Raw genomic sequence first — 23,184 nt, forward strand, 5'->3', positions numbered from 1 at the left:
GTTGTTAGACTCAATGAAATGGTCGCATTCGACGCCAATGAAGCGCTGACGCCATGCCGCGAGGGTCGCGGCATCGGGGCCATTCTGTTCGACCGCGAGCGGCTGCGGCAAGCCGAGATCGGCCTGTTCTCGCCCCAGCACTGGGGCAGCAAGGCCCGGCCGGTGGACGAGGGTGGCCGCGGCAGCGCCTGGTTCGTCGATGCGCCGTTCGGTGCCAGCGTGCTGCGCCACTACCTGCGCGGTGGCATGGCGGCCCGTATCAGCCACGACCAGTACCTCTGGCGCGGCTCGGACCGGACCCGCAGCTTCGCTGAATTCCGCTTGATGCGCGCGCTGCGCGAGAAAAAGCTGCCGGTGCCACGGCCGATCGCTGCGTTCTACATGCGCGAGGGCCTGCGCTACCGGGCGGCGATCCTGATGGAGCGGCTCGAGGGCGTGCGCTCGCTGGCCGACCGCGCACTGGTCACCGGCCGGGGCGCCCCCTGGGAGGAGACCGGGCGGCTGATCGCCCGTTTCCACCGTGCCGGCCTCGACCATGCCGACCTCAACGCGCACAACATCCTCTTCGATGGCAGTGGCCATGGCTGGCTGATCGACTTCGACCGCGGGGTGATCCGCATCCCGGCCACCGGCTGGCGCGAACGCAACCTCAAGCGGCTGCTGCGCTCGCTGGTCAAGCTGCGCGGCGAGCGCAGCGTGGAGGACGTGCAGAAGGACTACGCGCGGCTGCGCCGTGCCTATGACATGGCCTGGAACCGGGGCACCTGATGGACTGGTCGTTGCGTTTCCTCGGCGTCGGCAATGCGTCGGCGGTCGAGCTGGGATCACCGATGTCGGTGATCGAGCGGGATGGGCGTCCGTGGCTGACCATCGATTGTGGTGGTGAAGGCCTGACCGCGTTCAAGGCGCATTACGGGCACATGCCGCAGGCGCTGTTCGTCACCCATGTGCACCTGGACCACGTGGCCGGCTTCGAGCGCCTGTTCGTGGACACCTTCTTCAATGCGCACCGGCGCGGCAAGGTGCGCCTGTACGTGCCCGCCACGGTGGTGCCGCTGCTGCACAAGCGCATCGGGGATTACCCGAACGTGCTGGCCGAGGGCGGTGCGAACTTCTGGGATGCGTTCCAGCTGATCGTGGTGGGCGAGGCGTTCTGGCATGAGGGCGTGCGCCTGGAAGTGTTTCCGGTGCGCCATCACTGGCCGGAGACTGCCTATGGCCTGCGCCTGCAGGGTGCGCTGACCTGGAGCGGCGATACCCGGCCGATTCCGGAGATGCTGGCACGCTACGCCAACGACAACGAACTGATCGCCCACGACTGCGGCCTGCACGGCAACCCGTCGCACACCGGCGTGGACGACCTGGAACGTGAGTACAGCACCGAACTGCAGGCGCGGATGATGCTCTACCACTATGCCAGCGTGGCCGATGGCCAGGCGCTGGCCGCGCGGGGGCACCGCGTGGCGCAGCCGGGGCAGTGCGTGCCGCTGGCCGACCCGACCGCGCCGCACGTACTGGCGCAGGATCCTCCGTGAGCGCAACCGGCCAGCCCGCCGACACGGCGCTGGCCGCCGAGCTGGAGGCGCTGGAACGCGCGCTGCATGCGCCGCAGGTGCGTGCCGACCGTGAGCGCTTGGCCGCATTGCTGGACGAGGATTTCAGCGAGATCGGCAGTTCAGGGCAATGCTACGGCCGTGATGCGGCGTTGCAGAAAATCCCGTTGGAGCGCGCGCAGGTGCTGATCGAATCGGAACAGTACGCGGTGTGGCTGTTGGCCGAGGGGCGGGCCCAGGTGCGCTACCGCAGCCGCTATCACGTCGATGGCCAGGCGCAACGCTGGGTGCTGCGCAGCTCGCTGTGGCGCCGGCATGGGCAACGGTGGCGCGTGGTGTTCCACCAGGGCACGCCGGAAGCGCAGTAGCGCGGGGCCATGCCGGGCGAGGAGCGCCAACCAAGGTTGGCATCTACCAGGCGACGACGCATTGCCCAAAAAGGCGGTGGCCCCGCCGGCTGACCTCGGCGCCCGCGTCGATCGATACCGTTGCTGCCTTCCGGCCCTGGCGGGGTTTTCGACCTAGCGTCGCGAGGGGCCGACGGGGCCACCATAGAAACGTTGGCCGCCCAGTGGGCGGCCAGTTCACGGATCAGGGGAAGCAGCGCGCGTTGCGCCGGAGACCACAGCCGGACTGCACATCGGTTGTCCGAGGGCAGACGCGCATTCTAGCGCAGGCGGGACCATCGACGCCAGCTTCACGCACTGAATCGGCTGTAACCCGTTCCCGGCCACGGCGGCCGGGGCCGGCCCCCGTTGCTAGAATGCCGGCCAGGAGGAACGACCTCCCCCACATCGGGAATCAAAGACCAGGACGGCCTGGCCCTACCAAGAGGAGGGCCGTCATGGCCTGGATCTATCTGTTGTTTGCCGGCCTGCTGGAAATCGTGTGGGCCGTGTCCATGAAGCAGTCCGAAGGCTTCACCAAGCTCACCCCCACCGTGGTCACGATCATCGGCATGATCGCCAGCTTCTGGCTGCTGGCGGTGGCCATGCGCAGCCTGCCGCTGGGAACCGCCTATACGATCTGGACCGGTATTGGTGCGGTCGGCGCGTTCGTGGTCGGCATCGTGTTCCTTGGCGAGCAGGTCAGCCCGATGCGGATCGGTGCAGCGGTATTGATCGTTTCCGGCCTGGTGCTGATGAAACTCTCCAGCAGCTGAATGCATTTACTTATGGCGGAGAAAGGAATCTCCGCTTTCTGCAGGTATATGCATTTTCGGCAAAACCATTTTGTCCGCCCGCTTTATTTGACGCACGTCATGAAAATAACGAGCGTGATTCACATGCCGCTGGCGCCATCGGTCGCACAGTGCGGCCATTCGTCATGCGAAACCGGGGAGTTTTCGCCTTGACGGACACGCTGGCGTGCCTGTTCCGGGTGCGGTCGCGTGAAGAAGTGAGGATTTCCAGAAGTTAATGCCGCCAGGCCTTGTTCCCGTGTCGGGAGCCGGGATGGGACGCATCGTCTTAAAAAAAACTGCCCGCAGTGCCATCCGGTCTTTTCAGGGAGATTTACCGATGAACCGCATTTACCGTCTGGTTTTCAATCGCGCCCTCGGCGTAATGCAGGTTGCATCGGAGGTCGCCCAGAATGCCGGCGGAAGTGCGGTCTGCACGGTACGGATGCCGCGATTGCGGGCGCACCAGCTGGCGGTCGCACTGGCGGTCACGCTGGCCAGTGGATCGGCATTCGCGGCGTGCACTACCGCAGGCACCACGGTGACCTGCGCGACCGGCTCCAATACCAATTCGCTGGCCAACAGCATCAATGGCGTGACGCTGGATATCCAGACCGGCGCTGTGCTCAGCGTGCCGCCGATCGTTGGCGGAAGTGCAGTGAATCTGAGCGGTAACGGCATCACCGTGAACAACCAGGGCACGATCGATCCCACCCTCAACGGTGGCCTGAGCCTGGCGGCGTCGGGCATGGTGCTGGGCAACAACACCGTCGGTGGAAACACCATCAACGTCAACAACCAGGCGGGCGGGGCGATCAAAGGCCTGGTCAATATCGGCTCCATCCTCGGTTTCGGCGGACAGGCGCTGGTGGTGCAGAACGCTTCCGGCGGTGTCAGCAACATCGTCAACGCCGGCAATGTGGACATGTCGATCCTTGGCGCAGGCCTGTTGACCACGGCCGATGCGGCATCGATCGTCAGCTACGGTGGTGCACAGACCAATCTCAACAACACCGGCACCATTACCGGCCGCATAGGGTTCCAGGGTTCGGCCACGTCGGGGGCCGGCAATACCTTCCTCAATGCGGGAACCATCAACGGCAGTGTGAACCTGGGCAGTTCGGTCACCGGCAACACCTTCACCGCGGTGTCTGGTTCCAGCGTCAATACCGCCGGTATCGGCGTGGCTGGGCAGGTCGGCGCGCTTGCGGTGAATCTGGCCGCGGCCGGCATCGTCGACGGTGGTTCGGCGTCCAACAACAGCCTGGTGCTGCAGAACAGCCCCACCGGCCCGGGCAGCGGTACCGGTGGGGCGGTGACCACGCTGGGCTGGAACCAGTACATCAACTTCCAGAGGCTGACCGTCAACAGCGGTACGTGGAACCTGCAGGGCGCATGGGGCGGAACCGGGCCGACGACGCTCAACGATGGTCTGATCAACTTCAACAATGCCGCCTCCTTCGGTACAGGGCTGTTCACCGCCAACGGCGGTGCCATTGCCTCCTCCACGGCGGGTCTGAACCTGGCCAACGCTTTCAACCTCGGTGGCAATCTGTCCCTGGCAGGGACCAATGCATTCGGCCTGGGTGGCGTGCTGTCCGGTACCGGCGGGTTGACGGTCAACAACACCGGCATCGTTACTCTTGGCGGCGCAAACCTGTTCTCCGGCGGCGTCAACCTCAATGCCGGCGGCCTGGTACTGGGTAATGCCGGTGCACTCGGTAGCGGCAACCTGACCGTCGGTGGCAGCGCTTCGCTGGATACGACGGCGGGCTTCAGCCTGGGCAACAATCTGGTGATCAATGGCGGGGGCTCGCTGAACCTGCTTGGCAGCAATGCGTTGTCATTGAACGGCTCGATCTCCGGTGCCGGCAACCTGGTCAAGGCGGGTCCGGGTACTCTCACCTTGAATGGTGCCAACCTGCTCACGGGCTCCTTCGCGGTCACCGGTGGTGCGCTGGCATTGGGCGTCGGTGGCAGCCTGTCGCCGACAAGTGCGATCTCGCTGAGCGCAGGTACCAACCTCGATCTCTCGGTTGCGGCCAGCCAGACCATCGGCTCACTCGCAGGGTCCGGTTCGCTCAACCTCGGCGCGCGCAGCCTCACGTTGGGTGGCCTGAACACCAGCACCAGCTTCTCCGGCGTCATCGGCGGTGTCGGTGGTGCGCTCGTCAAGGTCGGTACGGGTACACAGACCCTGTCTGGCTCCAATACCTTCAGCGGTGGCGTCGCGCTCAACGGCGGCGGCCTGCTGCTGGGCAATGCGGGCGCGCTGGGCAGCGGTACGCTCTCCGTTGGGGGCAGCACGACACTCGACGGCACTACGGCGCTGGCGCTGACCAATACAGTCAACCTCGGTTCGGGTGCCAGTCTGAATCTGCTCGGCAACCAGGCGCTGACGTTCAACGGTGTGATCGGTGGCACCGGCAGCCTGGTCAAGAATGGTGCGAGCACGCTGACACTCAACGGTGCAAATACCTTTGGTGGTGGGCTGGCGCTCAATGCCGGTGGCCTGGTCCTGGGCAATGCCGGCGCGCTCGGAACCGGCGCGCTGAATGTCGGCGGTGCGACAACGCTCGATGCCAGCGCGGCGCTGAGCGTGGGCAATGGCATCAACCTCGGTGCGGGTGGCCTGCTGAATGTATTGGGCAGCAATGCGCTGACGCTGGGCGGCGCCATCGGTGGCACCGGCAGCCTGGTCAAGAACGGTGCCGCCACGCTGACGCTGGGGGGTGCGAATACCTTCACCGGCGGCCTGGCGATCAATGCCGGCAAGGTTGCGGTGGGCAGCGGCGGAAGCCTGGCGGCCGGCGGTACGGTCAGCCTGGCCGGCGTTGGCGCGGACCTGGACATCTCGCTCGGCGGCAACCAGACCATCGGCGCGCTGTCCGGTATCGCCGGCAGCACGGTGACGCTGGGCAGCAGCACGCTCACCTTCGGTGATGCCACCAACCAGACGTTCGCGGGCGTGATCGGTGGTACCGGCGGCCTGGTCAAGCAGGGGACGGGCATCCAGACCCTGAGCGGCACCAACACCTTCAGCGGCGGCGTGAATCTGACGGCGGGCGGCCTGCTGCTGGGCAACAACAGTGCAATCGGCAGCGGGGCGTTGACGGTCAGCGGCAACAGTTCGCTCGATGGCAGCGCGGCATTGAACCTGGCCAATGCCATCAATCTGGGGGCGGCGTTGACCTTGCCGGGCACCCAGAACCTCACCCTGGGCGGCAACATCACCGGCACCGGCAGCCTGACCAAGAACGGTGCCTCGCTGCTGACCCTGAATGGCACCAACACCTTCAGCGGGGGAGTGAATCTCAACGCGGGCGGGGTGCTGCTTGGCAATGGCGGCGCGCTTGGCAGTGGTGCGCTTAACGTGAGCGGCAGTGCGTCGCTTGATGGCAGTGCGGCGCTGAGCCTGGCCAACAATGTGACCCTGGGCAGTGGGGCCGTGTTGTCGCTGCCGGGTTCGCAGGCGATCACGCTCGGCGGGGTGGTTTCCGGTGCGGGCGGCCTGGTCAAGAACGGTGCCAGCACGCTCACGCTCAACGGTGCCAATGCATTCACCGGCGGCCTGGTGCTCAATGGTGGCGGCCTGACGCTGGGCAATGCCGGCGCGCTGGGAACCGGACTGCTCGCAGTCGGTGCAAACGCCACCCTCGACAGTTCGGTGGCATTGAATCTGGGCAACGCCATCGATCTCGACACCGGTGCGCAGCTGAGCCTGGTCAGCAACCAGAACGTCGCGCTGGGCGGACTGATCACCGGCACCGGCGGCCTGATCAAGACCGGTAGCGGCGTTCTGTCATTGAACAACAGCAATACCTTCAGTGGTGGCCTTGCATTGAACGCGGGCAGCGTGTCGGTCGGCGCCAACGGTGCGCTCGGCACGGGGGCACTGAACATCGGCGGCAATGTTTCGCTGGATGCGGGCGCCGCGGTTTCGCTGGCCAATGCGGTGAACCTGGGCGCCAACACGCTGACCCTGCCGGGCAGCAACAACCTCACCCTGAGCGGCGTGGTGGGAGGAGCCGGTGGCCTGATCAAGAACGGCACCTCGACGCTGACGCTGTCCGGTGCGAATACCTTCCTGGGCGGTGCCACGATCAATGCCGGCACGCTCGCGCTTGGCGCCGGTGGCAGCCTTGCCGCGGCCGGTGCGGTGGACCTCGCCGGTGCCGGAGCGACGCTGGACCTCTCCGCGGCCGGGGCCGGGCAGACGATCGGCGCGTTGAACGGCATCGCCGGCAGCCATGTGGAATTGGGCACGCAGACCCTCACTTTCGGTGGCGCCAGCAATGGCAGCTTCGCCGGTGTCATCGATGGCAGCGGTGGGCTGATCAAGGTCGGTGCTGGCGTACAGACGCTGTCCGGAGCCAATACCTTCAGTGGTGGCCTTGCGCTCAATGCGGGTGGGTTGGTGCTGGGCAATGCAGGCGCCCTCGGTACCGGTGCGTTGGGCATCGGCGGCACCACCACGCTGGACAGCACCGTGGCGCTGAACCTGGCCAACGCAGTGAACTTCGGTGCCGGTACGCAGCTGACGCTGGGCGGCAGCAATGACGTCGCGCTGGGCGGGGTGATCGCTGGTAACGGCAGCCTGATCAAGAATGGTGCGGGCCTGCTGACCCTCAACAACACCAATACCTTCGGCGGCGGCCTGACCTTGAACGGTGGTGGCCTGGTGGTCGGCGCGAATGGTGCGCTCGGTACCGGCGCGCTGGCGGTGAATGCCAGCACCACGCTGGATGCGGGCGCTGCAGTGATGCTCGGCAATGCGGTCACGCTTGGCTCGGGCGTTGCGCTGACGTTGCCGGGCAGCAATGCGTTGACGCTGTCGGGCGTGGTCGGTGGCAACGGCAGCCTGATCAAGAACGGCGCTACCACGCTGACGTTGTCCGGTGCCAACACCTACACCGGCGGTACCACCATCAATGCCGGCACGCTGGCGCTGGGCACGGGCGGCAGCCTGGCCGCAGCGGGTGATGTCACGCTGGGCGCAGGCGCTGGCTTCGATATCTCCGGTGCCAGTGGCAGCCAGACCATCGGTGCACTCAATGGCGTGGGCGGAAGCACGCTGGCGCTGGGCGGAAATTCATTGACGTTCGGAACCGCCAGCAACGCCGCGTTCGATGGCGTGATCAGTGGTGGCGGGGGCCTGGTGAAAGTGGGCGCAGGCGTGCAGACGTTGTCCGGTGCCAACACGTTTGGCGGCGGCGTGACGCTCAACGCAGGCGGGCTGGTGCTCGGCAATGACGCGGCGCTGGGTACGGGTGCCTTGACCGTCGGCGGTGCCGCCACGCTGGATACCACCGGCCTGGCAACGCTGGCCAACAACATCGCGCTCAATGCCGGGCTGACCGTGCTCGGCAGCAACGCACTGACACTCAACGGCGTCCTTTCCGGGGCTGGCAGCCTGACCAAGAATGGCGGCGCAACGCTGACCTTGAACGGGATCAACACCTACACCGGTGGTACCAACATCAACGCCGGCACGCTGGCGCTGGGGGCCGGTGCCAGCCTGGCGGCGAGCGGTACCGTGAACCTCGCCACCGGCGCCACGCTGGATCTGTCTGCAGGCAGCGGCACGCAGGTATTCGGCACTCTGGTCGGCAACGGTACGGTGAACCTTGGTGCCAATTCGATCGAAGTCGGCGGTGCCACCAATGGCACGTTCAGTGGCTCGATCGCTGGCACGGGTGGCTTGACCAAGGTCGGTGCGGGCATCGAGACGCTGACCGGTGCCAACACCTACACCGGCGGTACCTTCATCAATGCCGGTACGCTGGCGATTGGTCCGGGCGGCAGCCTGGCAGCCTCCGGAGCGGTGACGCTGAGCGCTGCGGGCACCGGCTTCGATATCTCCACCGCAGGGGCCAACCAGACCATCGGGTCGTTGAACGGCGTGGTCGGCTCGACGGTGAGCCTGGGGGCGCAGACGCTGACACTTGGTGGTGTGGGCAACAGCCTCTTCGATGGCGCGATTTCCGGTACCGGTGGCCTGGTGAAGAATGGCGCCGGCGTCCTCACGCTGGGTGGCGCCAATCTGTTCAGTGGTGGCGTTGCACTCAACGGCGGTGGCCTGGTGGTCGGCAACAACGCTGCGCTCGGCAGCGGTGCGCTGACGGTGGGCGGCAACGCGACGCTGGATGCATCGACAGGCGTCAACCTGGCCAACAACATCGGGCTTGCAGCGGGCGCCAACCTCGACCTGCTTGGCAGCCAGGCGCTGACGCTGGGCGGTGTGATTTCCGGTACCGGCGGCCTGGTCAAGGACGGTGCGGCCACCGTGACCCTGAACGGTGCCAACACCTACACCGGTGGTACCACCATCAACAACGGCACGCTGGCGATCGGCGCCGGCGGCAGCCTGGCGTCGACCGGTGCGGTGAACCTGGCAGGTACCGGTACCCTCGATATCTCCGCGGGCAACCAGACCATCGGTTCGCTGGCCGGCGTGGCCGGCAGCACGGTGGCACTCGGTGGCAGCACGCTGAGCCTGGGCGGCACGGTGGACAGCACCTTCAACGGCGCGATCAGCGGCAACGGTGGCCTGATCAAGAACGGTGCCGGCGTGCAGACGCTCAATGGCGCCAGTACCTTCAGCGGTGGGGTAACACTCAATGCCGGTGGCCTGGTGGTCGGCAACAATGCTGCGCTGGGCACCGGCGCGGTAACGGTGGGTGGCAATGCCACGCTCGATTCGAACACCGCGGTGACGCTGGCCAACAACTTCGTCCTCAACGCCGGGCTGACCGTGCTCGGCAGCAACAACCTCACCCTCAACGGCAGCCTGAGTGGCACCGGCAGCTTGACCAAGGAGGGTGCCGCAACGCTGACCTTGAACGGCATCAACACCTACACCGGTGGCACCAACATCAATGCCGGTACGTTGGCATTGGGCGCGGGCGCGAGCCTGCACGCCAGCGGCATCGTCAACCTGGCTTCGGGGGCGACCTTCGACCTGTCGGCGGGCAGCGGCACGCAGCAGTTCGGCACCCTGATCGGCAACGGTACGGTGAACCTGGGCGCCAACACGCTGACGATCGGTGATGCCAGCAACGGTACATTCAGTGGTTCGGTGGCCGGCTCCGGCGGCCTGATCAAGGAAGGTTCGGGGACCCAGACGCTGACCGGTACCAACACCTTCACCGGGGGGACCACGATCAACGCCGGCACGCTGGCGATCGGTGCAGGCGGCAGCCTGGCCGCAACCGGCGCGGTGAACCTGGCCAATGCCGGTACCGCCTTCGACATCAGCGCAGGGGGCGCGCAGACGATCGGTTCACTGGCCGGCGTGGCTGGCTCGGCCGTGGCGCTGGGCACCAGCACGCTCACCCTCGGCGGCGTCGGCAATACGACGTTCGCGGGCACCATTGGTGGCACCGGTGGCCTGGTGAAGAACGGCGCAGGTGTGCAGACCCTGAGCGGCAGCAATACGTTCAGCGGCGGCGTGGCACTCAACGCCGGTGGCCTTGCCCTGGGCGACAACGCTGCACTGGGCACCGGCACGCTGACCGTGGGCGGCGACGCCAGCCTGGACGCCACCAGCGCGCTGACGCTGGCCAACACCGTGCAGTTGAGCGGCGGCACGCTGACCCTGGCGGGCAGCAATCCACTGACGTTGAATGGTGCAATCAGCGGTGCCGGCGGCCTGCTCAAGGATGGTGCAGCAACGGTCACCCTGGGCGGTGCCAGCACCTACACCGGCACCACCACCATCAACAGCGGCACATTGGCGCTGGCGGCCGGTGGCAGCCTGTCCGGTGCCAGCACGGTCAACCTGACCGGTGCCGGTACGCTGGATATCAGCGCAGGTGGCAGCCAGAGCATCGGCGGCCTGGCCGGTGTGACCGGATCCAGCGTGGTGCTGGGCGGTGCAACCCTTACCACCGGCGGCAACAATGGCAACACCGTCTTCGGCGGCGTGCTCAGTGGCACCGGCGGCCTGGTGCAGAGCGGTACCGGCACGCTGACCCTGAGCGGCGCCAACACCTATACCGGCGGCACCACCATCAACGGTGGCAGCACGCTGCAGATCGGCAACGGCGGCAGCACCGGTTCGGTGCTGGGCGACATCACCAACAACGGCAGCCTGGTCTACAACCTGGGCACGACGGCAACCGTGGGCGCGGTGGTCAGCGGCAGCGGCGGCCTGACCCAGGCCGGTAGCGGCACGCTGGTGCTGACTGGCAACAACACCTACACCGGCGGCACCACCATCAATGCCGGCGGCACATTGCAGATCGGCAATGGCGGTGCGACCGGCGCGATCATCGGTGACATCACCAACAACGGCGCGCTGGTGTCCAACGTGGCCGGCAACACCACGCTGGGCGGCACCATCAGCGGCGGTGGTGGCCTGACCCAGGCCGGCAGTGGCACGCTGACCCTGACCGGCAACAACACCTATACCGGTGGGACCACCATCAATGCCGGTGGCACGCTGCAGGTGGGCAATGGCGGTGCGACCGGCGCGATCACCGGCAATGTCGCCAACAACGGCAGCCTGGTCTTCGACGTCGCGGGCAACACCACCGTCGGCGGCGCGATCAGTGGCAGTGGTGGCCTGACCCAGGCCGGCAGCGGCGTGCTGACCCTGGTTGGCAACAACAGCTACACCGGCGGCACCACCATCAATGCCGGCGGCACGCTGCAGGTGGGCAACGGCGGTGCGACCGGCTCCATCGCTGGCGACATCACCAACAACGGTGCGTTGATTTCCAACGTGGCCGGCAGCACCGCGCTGGGTGGCACGATCAGCGGTAGTGGCGGCCTGACCCAGGCCGGCAGCGGTACGCTGCTGCTGACCGGTACCAACACCTACACCGGCGGTACCACCATCAATGCCGGTGGCACGCTGCAGCTGGGCAATGGCGGTGCGACCGGCTCGATCATCGGTGATGTCACCAACAACGGCACGCTGCTGTCCAACGTGGCCGGCAACACCACGCTGGGCGGCACCATCAGCGGCAGTGGCGGCCTGACCCAGGCCGGCAGCGGTACGTTGACCCTGACCGGCAACAACACCTATACCGGCCCGACCACCATCAACGCCGGTGGCACCCTGCAGGTGGGCAATGGCGGCGCCACCGGTGCGATCGGCGGCAGCGTCACCAACAACGGCAGCCTGGTGTTCAACGTGGGTGGCAACACCACCGTCGGCGGCGCCATCAGCGGCAGCGGCGGCCTGACCCAGGCTGGCGCCGGTACCGTGACCCTGACCGGCAACAACACCTATACCGGCGGTACCACCATCAACGCGGGTGGCACGCTGCAGGTCGGCAATGGTGGCGCGAGTGGTGCGATCACCGGCAACGTCAGCAACAACGGCAACCTGGTGTTCAACGTGGGCGGCAACACCACCGTCGGCGGCACCATCAGCGGCAGCGGCGGCCTGACCCAGGCCGGTACCGGCACCGTGACCCTGACCGGCAACAACACCTACACCGGCGGCACCACCATCAATGCCGGCGGCACCGTGCAGGTCGGCAACGGTGGAGCCAGCGGCTCGATCACCGGCAACATCACCAACAACGGCGGCCTGGTGATCAACACCGGTGGCACCACCACACTCGGCGGCAGCATCAGCGGTGGTGGCAGCATCGTGCAGGCCGGCCCGGGCACGCTGAACCTGGGCGGCAACAGTGGTGGCTTCAACGGCACCGGCCAGGTCACCGGCGGTGGCTTGAATGTCACCGGCGCGATCGGCGGCCAGTGGACCATTGGCAGCGGCACGACCCTGTCCGGCACGGGCACCATCGGTGGTACCGGCGGTGGCGTGACGGTGTCCAGCGGCGGCGTGCTGTCGCCGGGCAATGGCCCGGGCAACGGCAGTGGTGCAGGCAATGGCACTGGCACGATCACGGTGGGCGGCAACCTGACGTTGTCGCCGGGCAGCACGCTGGGTATCGACCTGGGCGCCACCGGCAGCGACACGGTGCAGGTGGGCGGCAGCGCCAACGTGGGCGGCAGCACGGTGCAGGTGAATACCATTTCGCCGAGCACCAGCTACCAGCAGGGCCAGCAGTACACGGTGGTCAACGCGGGCGGTGGCGTGAGTGGGCAGTTCGCCTCGGCAACCTCGCCGTCGGCCTTCCTGACCATCACTCCGGTCTACACCGCCAACACGGCCAATCTGCAGATCGACGTGGCGCAGACCGCAGCGTTCACCACCGTGGCCAACACGCGCAACCAGTACAACACTGCTGCGGCGCTGGACAGCCTGCCGCAGAGTGGTGCGGCGCTGGGCCTGTACAACACGGTGCTGATGTATGACGCCGGCACTGCGCGCAGCGCGTTCGACCAGCTCTCCGGTGAAGTGCACGCGGCCAGCCGCGCGGTGCTGCTGTACGACAACTACCTGGAAGAGGGCATCCGCCAGCGCCTGGGCAGTGAGCTGCCGACCGTGCGGGGCGAGCGCGCCTCGGCCTGGCTGGCCGGCAGTGGCAAGGTGTTCAAGCAGGATGGCGATGGCAACGGTGATGAGATCCGTTCCAACCGCAATGCGGTGATGGCGGGTGTGGACTGGCGGCTGGGCGAACACGTGGTGCTGGGTGCGGCGGCCGGCAACGAACGGCTGGATACGCGCCTGTACGATCGCAGTTCGCGGGCCCGCCTGCGTGGCAACACGTTCGGCCTGTATGCACAGGGACAATGGAACAACGGCTTCGCGGTCGGTGGCAGCGTGTCGCGCGGTGACTACCGCACGCGCACCACGCGTGAGGTGCCGCTGCTGAGCCAGACCCTGTACAGCCGCCAGGATTCGGACGTGACCATTGCCCAGGTCGAAGGTAGCTGGACCTGGACCCACGGCAGGACCCAGCTGCAGCCGTACGTGCAGTTCACGAAGCACTGGGTCGACAGTGATCGTGCGGTGGAGCAGGGCGGCAGTGCCGCACTGGTGCTGGAAGGCGGCAAGGACACGCTCAACGTCAGCACGGTGGGCGTGCGCGGCCGCTGGGACGTGGGCAGCGGCGAGCGCTTCCCGGCGCAGCTGACCGTCGGCCTGGGCTGGCAGCATGCATCGGGTGACACCGATGTGGCCAGCCGCAACCGCTTCGCGGTCGGTGGCGATGCCTTCGATGTCTACAGCGCGGTGATGGCACGCAACGCACTGGTCAGCCAGGTGGGTGTGGCGGTCGGCCTGGGTCGCAACAGCCAGCTGTCGATGTTCGTGCAGGGCCAGCACGGTGATGGCCGCCGCGATGTGGGTGGGCAGATCAACCTGCGGGTAGGCTTCTAAGGGGAGCGGGCCAACGGTAGATCCACGCGCTGCGTGGATCTACCGGTGCGGTGCGCCGGTGCCGCCGCGTCGCTCAGGCCACTCAGTTCGCCGCATCCTGCTTGCGTCGACGCAACCCGGCGGGCGGGTCGAACAGGCTCGAGGGCACTTCATCGAAAGCGACCTCGGTGACACGCAGGCCGCGCTCGGTACGCTGGTTGCCGGTGCGTCCGCGGTAGCCCAGCAGCAGGCCGGTACGCGTATCGATCCACAACGTGCCGGAGGTGGTGCCATCGGGGCCATGCGCGTTGTCATAGCGCCAGCCGGCAGCGAGGCGGCCCAGGATGAACTCGCCCGGAGCCGGTGAGCAGCGCCCGCCGATCGTCTGGCATGGGGCGGCGGGGTCGTACCAGTAGGGCCCACTGGCGTCGGCGACCGGCAGCGTGTAGTTGCCACGTTCGCTTACCAACCATGCCCGGCCGCGTTGGCCTTGAGTGGTCAGCCATGCATCAGGCGCATTGCTGCCGCGGAAGTCGATGCGGATGGCCGGCCCGCGCAAGCGGATCTCGACCTCGACCTCACCGCCAGGCGCGCTGGGACCGAGCGGGCCCAGGCCGTAGGCGCGCGCAAGCAGGCGCGCCTGCGGAGGTTCGCTGTCTGCTGCGTCCGTGGCCTGCGCGGCCGTGGTCCAGGTTGCTGCCATCAACAGGCTGGCCAGCAGCATCCGCATGTCAGCGCGCCAGGTTGTTGCTGTCATGCACGGGGCTCTGCATGCGGACGATGGCATAGGACTCGATCGGCATGCGGCGGTGGCCGGTGATCGGGTCCTCGATCAGCATCGAAACGGGCCGGAAGCTGTCGCCTCCGCTGACCAGGTCCGAGAGGCCGGCGATTACCCGGTCCGCGAAGGGGACGATCAGGGGCATCGGATAGGTGACCTTGATCTTGAGGATGTTGGCGTCCTGCACACTGACGCGGCTGCCGCCGACGCGTGCATCGCGGAACGCAAGGTTGTCGTTCGGCAATGCGTAGCGCCCATCGAACTGGCGCTCACGGAACTCGTTGTATGCCGCGCGGTTGGGCGAGATGACTTCGATCTTCGGCGACAGCAAGGGGTTCTTCCATAGCAGGGCGACCTTGGCGCGGGCGGCGACGGCACCGGCGGCATCCGGTGAGGTCGCGTACAGGGGAGCCATCGCCATTTCCAGCGCGCTGCGCATCTCTGAATGATTGACGCCACTGACCGCACCGGCACGCGCGGCCTGCAGCGTGGCGAAATCCAGCAGCGACTTGGCGCGATAGATCAGGACGAACTGGAAGATGACCAGGATGAGGAAGATGAAGGCCGGAACCACGATGCAGAATTCAAGCAGCGACTGGCCACGCTGACGGCCGATGGATGTGCGGATGTGCTTCATTGCAGCGCCCTCGTGGATGGCGGTGCCTCAGGCGGGGAAGGGCACCATTGGAACGCCTCGCCCAGCGCCGGAGCGATATGCCTGAGGCTGTTCACCGGCATCTCCAGCGTGGAGTAGGCACCGCGGCACCAGGCGCCGCGCCATGGACGCACGGCCTCGCGCCAGCCAACGGCCCGTTGGTCGCGGTCCAGGAACAACAGGTCGAGCGGGTACCCCATCGCCAGCGTGTGTACGCTCGAGCAGGGCGTTATCAAGAGGCCCTGCCCAGGCTGCAATGGCGCGCGCAGCAGCAGGCCGCGCAGCCGCTGGTGCCAGCGATCGGCATGCCAGACGCAGCTGAGCAGTTGCTGGTGGTCGCGGATCAGGGCGCCGGTTCTCATGCGCGGGGCCTCACAGGATTCCCTGCTGCTTCATCTGCAGGAAGATGAAGTAGGCCAGGACGACGAAGATCAGCGGGAAGAAGAACAGCACCAGCGGAAGCATCATCTTCACCGGTGCTTCCAGCGCCAGCTTCTCGGCGCGGAGGAAGCGCTCTTCGCGGCGTTGCATGGCCTGCGAGCGCAGTGTGTCGCTGAGGCTGGCACCCACCCGGTCGGCCTGGATCAAGGCGCTGGTGAAGCTGGTCAACTGGGAGATGTCGGCGCGATCGGACATGCGTCGCAGTGCTTCGGCGCGCGGAAGACCCGCACGCAGATCACGCAGCATGCGCGAGAACTCCTGTGACAGTGGTCCGGGCGGCCCCTTGTCGACGGACTGCTCGATCGCACCGGTGATGTTCAGGCCCGCCTCGACGGCCATGGTGATGAAGTCGAGGAAGATGGGCAGGTCGCGGACCACGTGCTTGGAGCGTGCCTTCCGCCGTTCGCCCAGCCACAACGTGGGATACATCCAACCGAAGGGCGCGCCGAACGCCAGGGCCATCAGCACGGAGCCGAATCCGAATTTGCCCAGCAGGATGATGGTGAACAAGAGGAATGAGCTGGCCACGGCGGCGGAAACGATGCGCGCGCCATACAGTTCTTCCGGCGACAGCACGAAGTCCTGGCCGGCCGATTGCAGGCTGCGGTGCGCGCGCTCCAGCTGCGCCGAGGACAGGCGCGGCCCGGCCAGGCGCGTAGCGACCGTGATCAATGGCCACAGGATGCGCAGCAGCAGCGGCAGCGGATCCTGGTAGTTGCGCTGGTCCACCTCGACCGACTGCACCAGTCCGCGCAGCGCGAATGCAAGCAGCCCTACAGCGGCAGCGGCAAGCAGTGCGACCAGGATGAGCAGGGCGTTCATATGTCGATCGTCATGATTTTGCGGCACATACGGTAGCCGAGGTATTCCAGTACCCCGATCAGGCCCATGACGCACCAGCCGATGAAGGTATGGAACATGGGGTTCATCGTTTCCGGATAGAACAGCACGAGGAAGCCGACAAGGCCGGCCGGGAGCATTGCCATGACGATGCCCTGCAGGCGGCCCTGCGCGGTGAGCGCCTTGACCTTGCCCTCCATGATGAGCTTGCGCCGCAGCGTCTCGGCAAGGGTGGAGAGGCTCTCGGCGAGATTGCCACCGACCTCGCGCGAAATGCTCACGGCAGCCACGAACAGCTTCACGTCGGCGATGGGTACGCGGGCGGCGAAGTTCTCCAGCGCCTCCTCCGTGCGCACGCCCATGTGCTGCTCGCGCAGCACCAGTGCCAGTTCCTGGGCCAGCGGAGGCAGGCCATCGTGGGCCAGTGCTTCCAGTGCGGGATTGAAGCCGACGCCGGCCTTGAGGCTGCCGGCCAGCATCAGCAGGCCATCAGGCAACTGCTGCTGGATCTGGTCGAGGCGGCGCTGCTTCAGCCACAGGTAGATCTTGCGGGGCGCTACGGCCAGCAGGATCAGGGCCAGGATCGGCAGCAGCAGGTTGCCGCCGGTGACGATCCACAGCAGCACGGGAATCGCCAGCAGCATCAGGACATTGGTCCTGAACAGCACGCGCGGATCGACGAACAGGAACATGTCGGCCAGATTGACCCGCGCCTGGTCCATGAAGTTGGCGCGGTACCGGTCCATGAAGCCGGTGCTGGCGCGCGCCAGCAGCAGTACCGAGCCTGTCACGCAGGCAAAACACAGCAGGGCGATCAGCAGGATGTCACTCATTCCGCCGTCCCCCGCTGCGGAAGATGTCCAGGTCAACCGAGACGCCGCGTTCGGCAAGCTCTTCATAGAACTCCGGCACCGCACCGGTCGCGACGAACTCGCCCACCACCTTGCCATCGCGTCCGGCACTGGAACGTGCCTTGAACAGGAAGACATCCTGCAGCTGGATGGTTCCGCTTTCCATGCCGGTCAGTTCGGTGATGTGGCTGACCTTGCGCGAACCGCAGGGGAAGCGCTTCTGGTGCACGATCAGGTCCACCGCGGACGAGATCTGTTCGCGCACCACCGTCATCGGCAGTTCCATGCCGGACATCATGACCATCACTTCCAGGCGCGACAGCGCCTCGCGTGGATTGTTGGCATGGGCGGTGGTCAGCGATCCTTCGTGGCCGGTGTTCATGGCCTGCAGCATGTCCAGTGCTTCGCCGCCGCGGCACTCGCCGACCACGATGCGGTCCGGGCGCATGCGCAGCGCGTTGCGCACCAGGTCGCGGATGGAAATGTGGCCCTTGCCCTCCATGTTGGGAGGGCGCGCTTCCAGGGCGACCAGGTTGGGCTGCACGAGCTTCAGTTCGGCCGCATCCTCGATCGTGACGATGCGATCGGTATCGGGAATGAAGTTGGAAAGGATGTTGAGCAGGGTGGTCTTGCCGGAGCCGGTGCCGCCGGTCACGACGATGTTGCGCCGTTCGCGCACCGCAACGATCAGGAACTCCAGCATCGGCTGGCTGAGCGAGCCGAACGTGAGCAGGTCCTTTCCTTCCAGCTTTCGCTTGGCGAACTTTCGGATGCTGATGCTCGGGCCGCGCAGCGCCACCGGCGGAATGATGGCGTTGACGCGGGAGCCATCCTTCAGTCGCGCATCGACCATCGGCGAGCTTTCGTCGATACGGCGGCCGAGGGGCGTCACGATGCGCTCGATGGCAGAGAGCACCGCGCGGTCACTGGTGAAAACAATGGGGGACCGTTCGATCCTGCCGGCACGTTCAATGAAGATCTGGTCGTGCGCGTTGACCATGATTTCCGTCACCGTCGCATCGTCGATCAGGTCTTCCAGCGGGCCCAGGCCGATGGCCTCATCGAGCACTTCCTTGGCCAGCCTGCGCGGGTTGATCGTCTTGGGAAGCTCGGAAAACTCCCGTTGCATCACTTCATCGATCAGCTTGATGGTGGCGTTGCGCAGTGATTCATCGTCCATGCTGCGCACATCCAGCCGGCGCAGGTCCATCTGCTTGACCAGGGAGGCATGCAGCTTTGCACGATAGACGGCCATGTCCGGCGGCAGCTGCTCCGGTCGTGCCAACTGGCGTTCGTTGGATGGCTGCGCCGGTGCCGGTACCGGCGTCGGCGCGGACTCCACTGGCGCGTCGTTGGCCGCGCCTGCGTTGAAACTACCAGCGTCGGCGATGGGTTCGGCCGGAGGGTCATCGTCCACCACCTGCAGCAGGTAGTCACCGATCTGCACGCGGTCACGGCTGGTGAGCGGGCCACGGCTGCCTTTGACCTGTTCGCCATTGACCAGTACCGGCGAGCGGCCTCCCAGGCTTTCGATGAAGATGCCCTGATCCTCGCGCTTCAACGCCGCATGGCGTTGGGCGATGCTCCAACCCTGCAGGACCACCAGGTTGCCGTCGCCGCGGCCGATCCCGCATTCACGGTGCAGGCAGCGGACACGGCGCTGGTCGCGGTTGGGTGTGTCGATGAGGATGTTGAACATGCGCCGGCTCCGGTTACTGCACGAAATTCTTGTTCCGGCGCGGCATGGCCTGCTGGCCGCGCTCCTGGATCTGCCGCGCACGCTCCAGGCCATCGAGGTTTTCCTGCGAGCTCGGTGTCACGACGCGCGGGGTAACGAACATCACCAGCTCGGTGCGATTGCCACGAAAACCATCGGAGCGGAACAGTTTGCCGAGGATCGGGATATCGCCCAGCAGCGGCAGGCGCTTGGCATCCTGCTGCGCGCTGGAGTCGATCAGCCCGGAGATCACGATAGTTTCCCCCGCGTGGACATTGATTTCCGACTCGGTGCGGCGGGTGGTGAAGCCCGGCACGCCCTGTACCGTCACCGTCGGATCGACACGGCTGACCTCGGCCAGGATGCGGGTGGAGATGTCCTGGTTGAAGTTGACCAGAGGCTCGATGTCGAGCTTGATGCCGTATTCCTTGTAGTCGACCGTGACCTGGCCGAAACCCTGCGGAACCGGGATCGGCACTTCGCCGCCGGCCAGGAACTTGGCCTGCCCGCCGCTGCGGGCACTGAGCTGAGGCGAAGCAAGCAGGAACGCCTTGCCCTTGTTCATCATCAGGTTGATCGTCGAGCCGATCTGTGTGGCGATGCCAAAGAAGGCCTGGGTTCCCTGCAGCTTGTTCGGCAACAGCACGCCGTTGGCCGGGCTCTGCTCAGGGGTCATGCGGTAGTAGTTGTTGTTGGTGAAATCCTTGACGATGCCGGCGATCGGGCCACGGATGACGTTGTCCCACTGGATGCCGAGTTCTTCCAGCGCATTGCTGTCGAACTCCATGATCTTCACGTCCATCTGCACCATCGGGCGCATGCCGACCGGGTCGGCGGTGGTGAAGTTCAGCACCGTCGGATAGATCTTCTGGATCGCATCGATGCGGCTGCCGATGCCTGGGTTGATGTCCTGGCCGGTAATGACCACACGGTCGGCGACCGCATGCACATTGATCTTTTCCACGTCGGCCAGCAGGGTACGGATGGTCTCGGCCAGGCTGACGGCATCGTTCTCGGAGATGTCCACCTGCACCTGCAGCTGCTTGCCGTTCTGCAGCCACAGGTGGACCGTGGTGGAGCCGGGCTTCATGCCCATCATGATCAGGTCACGCGGGCCGACGTTGGTGACTTCGAGCATCTCGCCACTACCGACGGCCACGCGCTTGAGTCCGCTGGGCAGCGTGTAGACGGCAGCCTGGCCGGCATAGATGCGGGCGCGGGTGGGTAGCGGCACCGCAGGCATGGCCGATGCGCTGGTGCGATAGGCGGGATCGGCAACCGGCGCCGGGAAGGCGCTCTGCCCGCCCGGTACCGGTGCATGGTTGGTGCTTGCCTGGGGCTGTGCCTGGACGGCGGGGCGCGGTGCGACCGTAATCGGCACCGGGGTCAGCTGGGTGCCAGTGGTCTGTGCCACGGCCAGCAGTGGTGCGGTGGCAACAGCGATGGCCGCGGTGGCGGCGATGAGGCTGCGGATTCCATTATTGCTGCGCATTCGTCGACCCTTTGCCCCCAATGATGAATTGCACGCCAGCACGACCCTGCGTGCCGTTGCCGAGCAGTTCCCTCTGCGTCATGCCACTGAGGCCGAACGCACCACGATCCTCCACCTGGCGAAGCATCACCCGCATCGAACCCGCCTTGGCGGCGACCGTGAGTCGCTGCGCCTGCGCCGGTGTCAGTTCCAGGGTGATGTTCGAATAGCCCTGCTGGTCTTCCGAGGCCGGCGTCTCGCCGACGCGGTTGCCGGTTGCCAGTACGTTGATGTCCTCAAGCAGCGGCAGCACCCGGGCGCCGGTCTGTTCCTGCTCGACGGTGAGCAGGATGTCGACATGGTCACCGGGGGCGATCATTCCGGAGATCGAGTTCGTCTCGTCCACCTGAAGGGTGTAGCCCACGTTGCCCTTGGCGATCACGCGTGAGAACTGGTCGTACAGCGGTACCAGTGCACTGGCACCCAGCGGTGCACCTTCGCGGATCGGCGCGCGCAGCATGCGGCCGCTGTACTCGGACACATTGTCCGGCGTGATCGCATCGGCAGGCGGCAGGTCGGCGGGGACTTCGCGCACTGCAAGGTCGCCAACGGTGACGATGCTGCCCGGTTCCATGTCGGTCTTGGGCACGGCCACCGGCACCATTTCCACCGGCGGGGCGGCACGCTCGTTCACCGCCTTCTGCACGTAGCGCACGGCGACCAGGGCCGCGAACAGGCCAAGGGCGAGGGCGATGATGATGAAGACGACGTTGCGGTTGGCTTTCAGCGGGAGCGCCTTCATACGACTCCCATCGACAGCATGTAGGTGAACCCCTGGTACGCCTTGCGCAGTGAAGCGATCAGCTCGAGCACGATGTTCGGCTCGGCGACCAGGACCAGGACACCGACGGAAGCGACCACGGCGTACTCGATCAGTGCGGCCCCGCGCTGGCGGCGTAGGGACGGTGGAATGCGTTTTCTCATGGCGGTGGTCTCAGTGCTGCGACTGGTTGACGACAATCGAGGTTCCCTGCTCGTGTCGGTTGAAGGTCATGGTCATTTCCTGGCTGCCCTTGCTGTAGCGGACAACGCACTGCAGCGCGATCATCGAACACCCTGCTGGGCCGGAACTGCGGCTCCAGCCATCCGCTGGGAGGCGGCTGGCGTAGAAGGCATCGGTCTGGAAGGGAGACAGCGTGCTTTCCATGGACAGGCTGCGCCCGGGCGTGTCCAGGTAGGTGATGTCATTGATCACCTGCGTTCCGGACGGCTTCGGGAAATCGGCGCCGGCCGCCGCATCGGGCTTGCGCTTGAGCAGGCGTGTAATGCCGATCTGTGACTGGCTGCCACTGCCCTTGGCCGATACCTCGATGGTCACGTAGTGCTCGCCGTGTGCATGGCCGATCACGGTCTTGCCGCCGACCTCGTTGATCACGGTCTGCCCGGGCCATTCGCGGTTGTAGTAGCTGACGATGGACGACACCGGCAATGTGGACGTGAAGCGCGAGATGCGCATGGGCAGGCCGTTGTAGAGCATGTCCTTGGCCACCCACTCGCTCTGCGCACCCTCGGGCTCGGGAATGTCGGGCCAGGACGCGGCCAGCGCAGGCCAGGCGAACAGCAGCGCGGCCAGTGCCGCCAGGATGTCAACGCGACGGCGCATAGGCAGGCAACTTGTCGACAGGCACCACGTCGGGCGCGATGTAACCGGGATCAAGCCTGCTCAGCGTCCCGATCATCGGGATGCCGGAGAGGCCGTCAAAGGCCTTGGCGACGCCCGCCATGTGCTGGGACGGCACCAGCGGCTTGACCTGCGCGATCACCGAGCGTGACGAGTTGACCTTGAGCCCGGAGCCGGCGGCATTCCACGGGTCGGCCAGTACCACATGGGTGGCCTGCAGCTTCAGGCCCAGCGAATCGAAGGGTTCCAGGTAGGCAGCAGCACTGCCATTGGCACTTTTCAGATCCTGCACATCCAATCGCAGCTGGGCCTGGGTCAGGCCGTTGCGGTTGGGCGGGAACGAACCGAACATCGAGGTCACGTCGCCGATCTTCTTCATCATGCCGCCTGCCGACGTGCTGGTGTAGGAGACCAGGGCGAGGTCACCGCGCCGTACCAGCGGCTGGTTGGAGAAGGTGTTCATCAGAACATCGCCGACGGCTGCATCGCGTGCGCCGGTCTGCGCCTGGCTGACGATGGGGTCGTTGGCGCGCCCGAAGTAGCGGTCGACGGCGAGATCGCGCTGGCGGCCGCTGGCCGGCAGTTTGTAGTCCGGTGATACGGTGGCTTCCCAGGCGATCGCGCGCGCGGCCTGCTGGGTGGCCTGGCGGGCGTGGATGTACTTGGCGAGGATCGGGATCAGCAGGAAGATCGGCACCAGCACGGCGCAGAGCACTGCGACTTCGGTGAGACTCTGGCCGCGCTGGCGACGCGCGCCGCGGAATGGGCGTTCCCTGTCCATGGCTACCTCAGC

The 23,184-nt window shown here is 66.2% G+C and carries 16 protein-coding genes and 1 other RNA gene; 5 read left to right on the plus strand and 12 right to left on the minus strand.

Translation table 11 applies throughout. The features are described 5' to 3' along the window. Nucleotides 1–18: 18 nt before the first annotated feature. The 3 genes from EGM71_RS04460 to EGM71_RS04470 are packed head-to-tail and all read left to right on the plus strand — an operon-like array spanning nucleotide 19 to nucleotide 1,921. Complete coding sequence (locus EGM71_RS04460) at nucleotides 19–768, plus strand: 3-deoxy-D-manno-octulosonic acid kinase (RefSeq protein WP_188488035.1); 750 nt, start codon at nucleotides 19–21, stop codon at nucleotides 766–768. Further along, nucleotides 768–1,535: an MBL fold metallo-hydrolase gene (locus tag EGM71_RS04465; protein ID WP_188488037.1), complete on the plus strand. Its 768-nt coding sequence runs from the start codon at nucleotides 768–770 to the stop codon at nucleotides 1,533–1,535. The genes EGM71_RS04460 and EGM71_RS04465 overlap by 1 nt, the downstream gene beginning before the upstream one ends. Then, nucleotides 1,532–1,921 (plus strand): DUF4440 domain-containing protein, encoded by a 390-nt coding sequence (locus EGM71_RS04470; protein ID WP_188488039.1) that lies wholly within the window; start codon nucleotides 1,532–1,534, stop codon nucleotides 1,919–1,921. The genes EGM71_RS04465 and EGM71_RS04470 overlap by 4 nt, the downstream gene beginning before the upstream one ends. Before the next feature lie 79 nt (nucleotides 1,922–2,000). Here the strand turns inward: EGM71_RS04470 and ffs are convergent. Continuing rightward, an RNA gene (gene ffs, locus EGM71_RS04475) (signal recognition particle sRNA small type) lies at nucleotides 2,001–2,097 on the minus strand. Nucleotides 2,098–2,397: 300 nt separating this feature from the next. On the opposite strand from ffs, the gene EGM71_RS04480 reads away from it, so the two are divergent. Both EGM71_RS04480 and EGM71_RS04485 read left to right on the plus strand, forming a co-directional pair. Then, nucleotides 2,398–2,715: a DMT family transporter gene (locus tag EGM71_RS04480; RefSeq protein ID WP_010483859.1), complete on the plus strand. Its 318-nt coding sequence runs from the start codon at nucleotides 2,398–2,400 to the stop codon at nucleotides 2,713–2,715. A 358-nt stretch (nucleotides 2,716–3,073) separates the two neighbouring features. Beyond that, entirely contained in the window at nucleotides 3,074–13,975 is a 10,902-nt protein-coding gene (locus tag EGM71_RS04485; protein ID WP_188488041.1) for an autotransporter-associated beta strand repeat-containing protein, read from the plus strand. Nucleotides 13,976–14,057: 82 nt separating this feature from the next. Here the strand turns inward: EGM71_RS04485 and EGM71_RS04490 are convergent, their stop codons facing one another. From EGM71_RS04490 to EGM71_RS04540, 11 genes are read right to left on the minus strand one after another with little or no spacing between them, the layout of a single operon-like run. After that, a complete protein-coding gene (locus EGM71_RS04490) occupies nucleotides 14,058–14,684 on the minus strand; it encodes a hypothetical protein (RefSeq protein ID WP_188488043.1) in 627 nt (208 codons plus the stop codon). Between the two features lies 1 nt (nucleotide 14,685). Beyond that, a complete protein-coding gene (locus tag EGM71_RS04495; RefSeq protein WP_188488045.1) occupies nucleotides 14,686–15,372 on the minus strand; it encodes a TadE/TadG family type IV pilus assembly protein in 687 nt (228 codons plus the stop codon). Beyond that, the gene (locus tag EGM71_RS04500; RefSeq protein WP_053085946.1) at nucleotides 15,369–15,752 is read right to left on the minus strand and encodes a DUF192 domain-containing protein; all 384 of its coding nucleotides are present in this window, start codon (nucleotides 15,750–15,752) and stop codon (nucleotides 15,369–15,371) included. Before EGM71_RS04500 ends, EGM71_RS04495 begins: the two co-directional genes overlap by 4 nt. 10 nt (nucleotides 15,753–15,762) lie before the next feature. Next, nucleotides 15,763–16,653, minus strand: coding sequence for a type II secretion system F family protein (locus tag EGM71_RS04505; RefSeq protein ID WP_075675208.1), 891 nt, complete (start codon nucleotides 16,651–16,653; stop codon nucleotides 15,763–15,765). Next, nucleotides 16,650–17,504, minus strand: coding sequence for a type II secretion system F family protein (locus EGM71_RS04510; protein ID WP_075675207.1), 855 nt, complete (start codon nucleotides 17,502–17,504; stop codon nucleotides 16,650–16,652). The genes EGM71_RS04505 and EGM71_RS04510 overlap by 4 nt, the downstream gene beginning before the upstream one ends. Continuing rightward, a complete protein-coding gene (locus tag EGM71_RS04515; protein WP_188488047.1) occupies nucleotides 17,497–19,221 on the minus strand; it encodes an ATPase, T2SS/T4P/T4SS family in 1,725 nt (574 codons plus the stop codon). Before EGM71_RS04515 ends, EGM71_RS04510 begins: the two co-directional genes overlap by 8 nt. A gap of 13 nt (nucleotides 19,222–19,234) precedes the next feature. Continuing rightward, the gene (locus EGM71_RS04520) at nucleotides 19,235–20,731 is read right to left on the minus strand and encodes a type II and III secretion system protein family protein (protein WP_188488049.1); all 1,497 of its coding nucleotides are present in this window, start codon (nucleotides 20,729–20,731) and stop codon (nucleotides 19,235–19,237) included. Further along, entirely contained in the window at nucleotides 20,718–21,512 is a 795-nt protein-coding gene (gene cpaB / locus EGM71_RS04525) for a Flp pilus assembly protein CpaB (protein WP_188488051.1), read from the minus strand. The genes EGM71_RS04520 and cpaB overlap by 14 nt, the downstream gene beginning before the upstream one ends. Then, a complete protein-coding gene (locus EGM71_RS04530; RefSeq protein ID WP_014036171.1) occupies nucleotides 21,509–21,694 on the minus strand; it encodes a hypothetical protein in 186 nt (61 codons plus the stop codon). The genes cpaB and EGM71_RS04530 overlap by 4 nt, the downstream gene beginning before the upstream one ends. A 10-nt stretch (nucleotides 21,695–21,704) precedes the next feature. Beyond that, entirely contained in the window at nucleotides 21,705–22,373 is a 669-nt protein-coding gene (locus EGM71_RS04535; RefSeq protein ID WP_188488053.1) for a hypothetical protein, read from the minus strand. Then, complete coding sequence (locus EGM71_RS04540; protein ID WP_188488055.1) at nucleotides 22,357–23,172, minus strand: TadE/TadG family type IV pilus assembly protein; 816 nt, start codon at nucleotides 23,170–23,172, stop codon at nucleotides 22,357–22,359. Before EGM71_RS04540 ends, EGM71_RS04535 begins: the two co-directional genes overlap by 17 nt. Nucleotides 23,173–23,184: the final 12 nt, after the last annotated feature.

The sequence above is a fragment of the Stenotrophomonas maltophilia genome (genome assembly GCF_006970445.1).
GTDB lineage: Bacteria > Pseudomonadota > Gammaproteobacteria > Xanthomonadales > Xanthomonadaceae > Stenotrophomonas > Stenotrophomonas maltophilia_AU.

Bases quoted from the DNA above. Each gene is read 5' to 3' on its own strand.
- EGM71_RS04485 (WP_188488041.1), top strand. From the start codon at position 3,074: ATGAACCGCATTTACCGTCTGGTTTTCAATCGCGCCCTCGGCGTAATG.
- cpaB (WP_188488051.1), bottom strand. From the start codon at position 21,512: ATGAAGGCGCTCCCGCTGAAAGCCAACCGCAACGTCGTCTTCATCATC.
- EGM71_RS04510 (WP_075675207.1), bottom strand. From the start codon at position 17,504: ATGAGTGACATCCTGCTGATCGCCCTGCTGTGTTTTGCCTGCGTGACA.
- EGM71_RS04500 (WP_053085946.1), bottom strand. From the start codon at position 15,752: ATGAGAACCGGCGCCCTGATCCGCGACCACCAGCAACTGCTCAGCTGC.
- EGM71_RS04530 (WP_014036171.1), bottom strand. From the start codon at position 21,694: ATGAGAAAACGCATTCCACCGTCCCTACGCCGCCAGCGCGGGGCCGCA.
- EGM71_RS04495 (WP_188488045.1), bottom strand. From the start codon at position 15,372: ATGAAGCACATCCGCACATCCATCGGCCGTCAGCGTGGCCAGTCGCTG.
- EGM71_RS04460 (WP_188488035.1), top strand. From the start codon at position 19: ATGGTCGCATTCGACGCCAATGAAGCGCTGACGCCATGCCGCGAGGGT.
- EGM71_RS04505 (WP_075675208.1), bottom strand. From the start codon at position 16,653: ATGAACGCCCTGCTCATCCTGGTCGCACTGCTTGCCGCTGCCGCTGTA.
- EGM71_RS04480 (WP_010483859.1), top strand. From the start codon at position 2,398: ATGGCCTGGATCTATCTGTTGTTTGCCGGCCTGCTGGAAATCGTGTGG.
- EGM71_RS04515 (WP_188488047.1), bottom strand. From the start codon at position 19,221: ATGTTCAACATCCTCATCGACACACCCAACCGCGACCAGCGCCGTGTC.
- EGM71_RS04535 (WP_188488053.1), bottom strand. From the start codon at position 22,373: ATGCGCCGTCGCGTTGACATCCTGGCGGCACTGGCCGCGCTGCTGTTC.
- EGM71_RS04520 (WP_188488049.1), bottom strand. From the start codon at position 20,731: ATGCGCAGCAATAATGGAATCCGCAGCCTCATCGCCGCCACCGCGGCC.
- EGM71_RS04490 (WP_188488043.1), bottom strand. From the start codon at position 14,684: ATGCGGATGCTGCTGGCCAGCCTGTTGATGGCAGCAACCTGGACCACG.
- EGM71_RS04465 (WP_188488037.1), top strand. From the start codon at position 768: ATGGACTGGTCGTTGCGTTTCCTCGGCGTCGGCAATGCGTCGGCGGTC.
- EGM71_RS04540 (WP_188488055.1), bottom strand. From the start codon at position 23,172: ATGGACAGGGAACGCCCATTCCGCGGCGCGCGTCGCCAGCGCGGCCAG.